The organism is Kitasatospora sp. NPDC004240 (genome assembly GCF_053603215.1).
In genome coordinates this window covers 1-5,122 of the sequence record NZ_JBSGFD010000347.1, presented here as the reverse complement: position 1 = coordinate 5,122, position 5,122 = coordinate 1, and the positions used below count along the sequence as shown (strand labels likewise).

Annotated in this window: 5 protein-coding genes; 3 read left to right on the top strand and 2 right to left on the bottom strand. The window is 77.1% G+C overall.

What is annotated here, in order from left to right; genetic code table 11:
• The first annotated feature begins 403 nt into the window (after window positions 1-403).
• Window positions 404-1,111, top strand: coding sequence for a hypothetical protein (locus ACWEQL_RS40825; RefSeq protein ID WP_452156429.1), 708 nt, complete (start codon window positions 404-406; stop codon window positions 1,109-1,111).
• A gap of 84 nt (window positions 1,112-1,195) precedes the next feature.
• Here ACWEQL_RS40825 and ACWEQL_RS40820 read toward each other — a convergent pair whose 3' ends face one another.
• A complete protein-coding gene (locus ACWEQL_RS40820; protein ID WP_452156427.1) occupies window positions 1,196-1,723 on the bottom strand; it encodes an ester cyclase in 528 nt (175 codons plus the stop codon).
• Between the two features lie 89 nt (window positions 1,724-1,812).
• Between ACWEQL_RS40820 and ACWEQL_RS40815 the strand changes: the two genes are divergently transcribed.
• Together ACWEQL_RS40815 and ACWEQL_RS40810 are read left to right on the top strand one after the other, a co-directional pair.
• Window positions 1,813-2,949, top strand: a complete 1,137-nt coding sequence (locus tag ACWEQL_RS40815) for a helix-turn-helix domain-containing protein (RefSeq protein WP_452156425.1) — start codon at window positions 1,813-1,815, stop codon at window positions 2,947-2,949.
• Between the two features lie 118 nt (window positions 2,950-3,067).
• Window positions 3,068-3,754, top strand: a complete 687-nt coding sequence (locus ACWEQL_RS40810) for an SMI1/KNR4 family protein (protein WP_452156423.1) — start codon at window positions 3,068-3,070, stop codon at window positions 3,752-3,754.
• A gap of 36 nt (window positions 3,755-3,790) precedes the next feature.
• Here the strand turns inward: ACWEQL_RS40810 and ACWEQL_RS40805 are convergent, their stop codons facing one another.
• Window positions 3,791-4,831, bottom strand: a complete 1,041-nt coding sequence (locus ACWEQL_RS40805) for a DUF2332 domain-containing protein (protein WP_452156421.1) — start codon at window positions 4,829-4,831, stop codon at window positions 3,791-3,793.
• Window positions 4,832-5,122 lie beyond the last annotated feature (291 nt).

Here is a 5,122-nt window from a genome sequence, read left to right as displayed (position 1 = left end):
GCCGGGCGGTCCTCCCAGGCCCGGTCGATCAGTGCGTCGCGGCCGACCGCACGGCCGCGGGCGGCGACCAGCACCGCCAGGACGGCCCGCTGGCGAGGCCCGCCGAGGCCGACCTCCTGGCCGTCCACGGTGGCGGTCAGCGGGCCGAGGACGCCCACCCGGACCTCCCGCGCCACGGGCCCGCCCCGGTGCCCGCACCCGTGCGGGCGGGTTCCGCCGCCGGGGTTCCCAGCGAGTTCCAAGTGCGTCCGTCCAGGCTGGGGCCGTGCCCCGGAGAGCAGTGCCGGGCCACGGCCGGACACGGACGGCTCCGCCCCCGGGCCGTCCGCGTCCGGACACCGCGGACGCCGGCGGTGGTGCCCCGTGACCGCCTCCCGCATCGTCGAACCACCCTGGAGCCGTCGTGCAGATCCACCCATCGCGTACCTTCTCCCGTGCGGCGCTCGGCGCCGCCGTGTTCGCCCTCGTCCTGACCGCCACCGCCTGCGGGCCGGAGAACGACCCCGAGGCCGCGGCTCCGGCCACCACCGCCACCGCCGTCCCCACCGGGGCCCCGGCCCCCGCCGCCACCACCGGTACGCCCACCGCCACCGCCACTGCCCGGCCCAGCGCCGGGACCCCCAGCGCGGGGAACGGCACCGCCGCCCGCCGCACCGTCCACGACGAGCCGAAGCCCGGCGGGCTGCCCCTCGCCACCGGCGACCGCCAGCCCACCGACGTCCCCGTGAACCCGGGGGACCTGTCCAACAGCGCCTGGGTGGTGTCGAGCGCCTACGAGATCCCGGGCCGCTCCGGCGGACGCCCGGTGTTCCTGCTCGCCATCGACCACGTCCCCGAGGACACCAACCGCCGCCGGGAGTTCCTGTGGCGCGGCCTGATCGACTACGCGGTGGGGAACGGCTCGGCCGCGGGCCCGGTCTCCGCCCAGCCGTACCCGGCCGGGCCGCTGGGCGGCTCGCTGGAGTGCTTCACGCTGCCCACGGCCCCGGCGCAGGACACGATCTGCGGCTGGGCCGACGACGGCACCGTCGGGGTGGCCCTCTTCCCGCAGACCGCGCCCGCGGAGGCGGCGAAGATGTTCCTCGCCATGCGCGGCGACCTGGAGAAGTGAGGCCCGGCGGGAGGGGCCGGACCGGTCCCTCCCGAGGGTCCGCCCTTTCCCGTGTCCTCCCCGTGCCCGCGCGGGGCGCGGGACTCAGCCGAGGATGCCGAGCTGCTGCAGGTGCGCGACGTCGTCCCGCACGCCCCAGTGCTCCACGACCCGGCCCCGCTCGTCGAAGCGCATCCAGTGGATCTGCAGGAAGCGGAACTTCCGCCCGGTCGGCTCATGGCCCAGGAACGGCCCCAGGTGGGTGCCGGCGTACCAGTTGCGCATGACGACCACGTCGCCGGAGGAGGTCATGGACTCGATCTCGGTCCGGCCGTCCGGGAAGGCGGTGCGCAGCATGTGGATCAGACCGCGGATCGGCTCGATGCCGACCCGGTGGGCGGGCGGCGCGGTGTGGTTGACCATCGCGGGGTCGAAGGCCTCCTCCAGGACGTCGAGCCGGCCCTGGTCGAAGGCCTCCCGGTAGATCCGCCGCATGGTCCTGATGTTGCGCTCCCCGGCCTCGGTCGGGGTGGCGCCGGCGATCTCCCCCGGCTGCGTCACGGCGTCGGCGACGGCCCCGCCGGGGGCCTGGGGAACGGTGCCGACCTGCGGGTTCTCGGTGTTCGTGTTCATGGCTCGAACGCTAGGGACGCCCCCGCCGCCCGCCCATCCCAGATATCTGGGATCCGTGCCCGGCGCGCCCGCGCGTACTGTGGTGCGCCATGTCCGAGACCCCTGCCGAACGTGTCGGCCGCGCCCTGCTGCGCAGCTCCCACCGCGCCTGCGACCTGCGCGGATTCCGGATCGCGGCGGACGCCGCGCTGCGCCCCGGGGTCGGCTGGGACGTGGCGGCCTGGTCCACCACCGACCCGGCGACGCTGTTGTTCACCGGCTGCGTCCTGATCGGGATGCCCGAGGACCACGCCGTCGAACAGCGGCTGTTCGACCTGGAGTTCCGCACCGAGGACGTCAACCAGTTCCGCGACCTGGCCCGCGCCCGGGTGCCCGTCGCCCGGCTGCACGACGCCACCGGGGGCGACCTCTCCCGGTCCGAGCGCTGGCGCACCCTGCTGGCGCAGCTCGGCGTCACCGACGAGCTGCGCGCGGTGTTCCGCGACCGCGAGGACTGCTGGGGCACCCTGGTCGCCTACCGCTTCGGCGGGCCGCCGTTCACCGCGGCCGACGTCGACCTGGTCGCCGGTGTCGCCCCGCTGGTCGCGGACGGGCTGCGCCGCTGCATGCTGCGCGACGCGGTCTCCGTGCCACCCGGCCTGCCCGCCCCGCGGGACGCCCCCGGCATGCTGATCGCCGACGCGGACGGCGTGGTCACCGACACCACCGCCCAGGCCGAGCGCTGGCTCGCCCGGATCGCCGACCCGGGGACGGTGCCCAGCAGCGTGCGCTCGGTCGCGGCGGCGGCCCGCGCGGCGGCGAGCGGCCGGGCCGACCTGCCCGCCCGGGCCCGGCTGCCCTGCCGGGACGGCGGATGGCTGCTGCTGCACGGCTCCGCGCTGGCGCCGGTGGACGGCACCGGCGCGGTGGACCGGGTCGCGATCGTGGTGGAACCGGCCCGGCAGACCCACCTCGCCGACGTGATGGTCCGCGCGTACGGGCTGACCGGCCGCGAACGCGAGATCACCGAGCTGGTGCTGCAGGGCTGCTCGACCACGCGGATCGCCGAGCGCCTGTTCATCTCGGCCTACACCGTGCAGGACCACCTCAAGTCGATCCTCGCCAAGACCGGCGTCTCCAGCCGCCGCGACCTGGTCGCCGAACTCTTCGGCCGCCACTACGCCCCCGCCACCCGCTCCGGCGCCCTCCCCAGTCCGTACGGCTGGTACGCCCCCGGTCCGGCCTGAGCGGGCGCGGGTCCGCCGCGGCCGGGCCGGGGGCGTACCCGAGCACGCGCCCGCCGCGGCCGGGCGGCGGCGTTGTCGGCGTGTCGGCGTTGTCGGTGGCGCCGCGTAGCCTGCGGCCATGACCACAGGATCTTGGGCGGGAGTCCGTGAGCAGGTGCTGGCCCTGGCGCACGCGCCCGGCGCGCGTGAGGTGTTCGGGTACCACGGGCACGGCTTCCGGCTGGCCGAGCCGCTGACCGGGGCCGAGCTCGCCGAGCTGGAGGCCCAGCTCGGCGTCCGGCTGCCGGAGGAGTACCGCGCCTTCCTGCGCGAGGTCGGCGCGGGCGGCGCCGGGCCGCACTACGGCCTGTTCCCGGTGGTGAAGGAGGACGGCCGCTGGCGTTGGGAGGGCGAGGCGGGCCTGACCGACCCGGCCCGCCTGGCCGAGCCCTTCCCGGCGACTCCGGCCGACCCCGCCCGGGTGGCCGCCCTCCAGGAGGTCCGCCCCGACGAGGAGGACTTCGACGACGTGGAGGACTTCGACACCGCCTGGGAGGCCTGGGACGAGCAGTGGGGCGAGCTGATGTGGCACGACGACCGCACGGTCGGCGCGGTCTACCTCTGCGAGCTCGGCTGCGCCCTGCGGCAGTGGCTGGTCGTCAGCGGCCCCGAGAGCGGCCGGATCTGGTCCGACTACCGGGCCGACGAGACCGACCTCGCCCCGCTGCTGGACGAGGCCGGCCGGCCCGTCACCTTCGGCTCCTGGTACCGGGATTGGCTGGCGGCGGCGACCGCGCAGGCCGCCGTCGCGCCGGCCGGACGGTAGGCCGGCCCCGGACGCGGGGCGGCCCCCGGACGCGGGTCAGCTCCCGAACCACTCCAGTGACCGGCCGTGCGGCCCGGTGAACGCCACCGGCCGCTCGTCCAGCGCGAGCGTGAGGACCGCGCGGTCCGCCGGCGCCGGACGGGGCAGCCGGGCGGCGACCGCGGGGAGGACGGCGGGCGCCTCGTTGGAGATCCAGTGGCCGGGCAGCCGCCGCATCGTCCCGGCGAACTCCTCCCGCTCCCGGGCCGGCAGGTGGCTGAGCACCGCGCTGTGGAACACCACGGGGGTGGCCCCGGCGGGCGCCCGGCGGACCAGGGTGCGGACGGCCTGGTTGAGGTCCCCGCACAGCAGCTCCGGCGGTTCGGCCCGGGCGGTGCGGACGGCCGCGCGCAGCCGTTCCAGCCGGTGGGTCTGCTCGGGCCAGACCAGGGACTCCAGCCAGCGCACGTCCCCGTCGTCCCGCACGTCCAGCGGGTTCAGGTCCACGCCTGCCCGCCAGACCACCTCGGGACGCCGCCGGGGCGGCCGGAAGGCCCCGGTCCCGGTGGCGGCGCACTCCAGCACCGGCCCGTCGCCGTCCCCCAGGACCGGTTCGTCCAGCCCCGGGCCGTCGTACCGGTAGCGGTAGCGGTCCGGGTACAGGCAGAGCCCGGCCGAGGCGCCGACCTCGATCAGCGCCAGCGGCTGTGGCAGCGCGGCCAGCAGCGGCAGCAGGACGGCGCACCGCCCGGGCTCGTCGGTCCGCGTCCGCCGGGCGAGGACGGTCGCCCGGACCTCCGCCCAGTGCGCCGCCACCCAGGCCCGGAAGGCCGGGTAGCCCGCGCCGACCGGCCCGCCGAGGTGGCGGACCGCGCCGAACAGCAGGTTCGGCTGCCGCTTCGGCTCCGGCAGCCGGCCGATGAGCGCCAGCAACTCGCCGTCCCGGCCGGTCCGTTCCGCGAGGTCCCGGTAGCTGTCGGAGTTCCCCGCGGCCTCCCGCGCCGCGAAGGTGCGGTACAGCTCGCCGGTGTCCGCCGCCGTCGCGTCCCGCTCCGCGCCGTCCTTCCCGCAGCCCTCCCCGCCGTCCTTCAGTGTCACGCCGCCGCTCCTCTCCATGCCGCCCCCGGATGTGTGGCCGAGCCTTGTCCGCCTCCTTGCCCTGCGCCGTACGGTCGCTAACCCGACGGCCGTGAGAGCGGGATCACCCCCGCCGCGGGAGGGCCGGGCGGTCGACGCCGGGGCGAGCGCCCTCACCGCCGGGGCGGGGTCCGCGGCCCCGTACCCGCGGCGATAATCACCCGGTGGACGTCACCGATCACCTCAGGGCCGCGCTGGACGCCGCCGTCGCGCTGGCCAACCTGGCCGGCGCCGGCCACCGCCGGGGCCGCC

Coding starts and splice junctions, on each gene's coding strand:
- ACWEQL_RS40810 (WP_452156423.1), top strand. CDS start 3,068: ATGACCACAGGATCTTGGGCGGGAGTCCGTGAGCAGGTGCTGGCCCTG.
- ACWEQL_RS40815 (WP_452156425.1), top strand. CDS start 1,813: ATGTCCGAGACCCCTGCCGAACGTGTCGGCCGCGCCCTGCTGCGCAGC.
- ACWEQL_RS40820 (WP_452156427.1), bottom strand. CDS start 1,723: ATGAACACGAACACCGAGAACCCGCAGGTCGGCACCGTTCCCCAGGCC.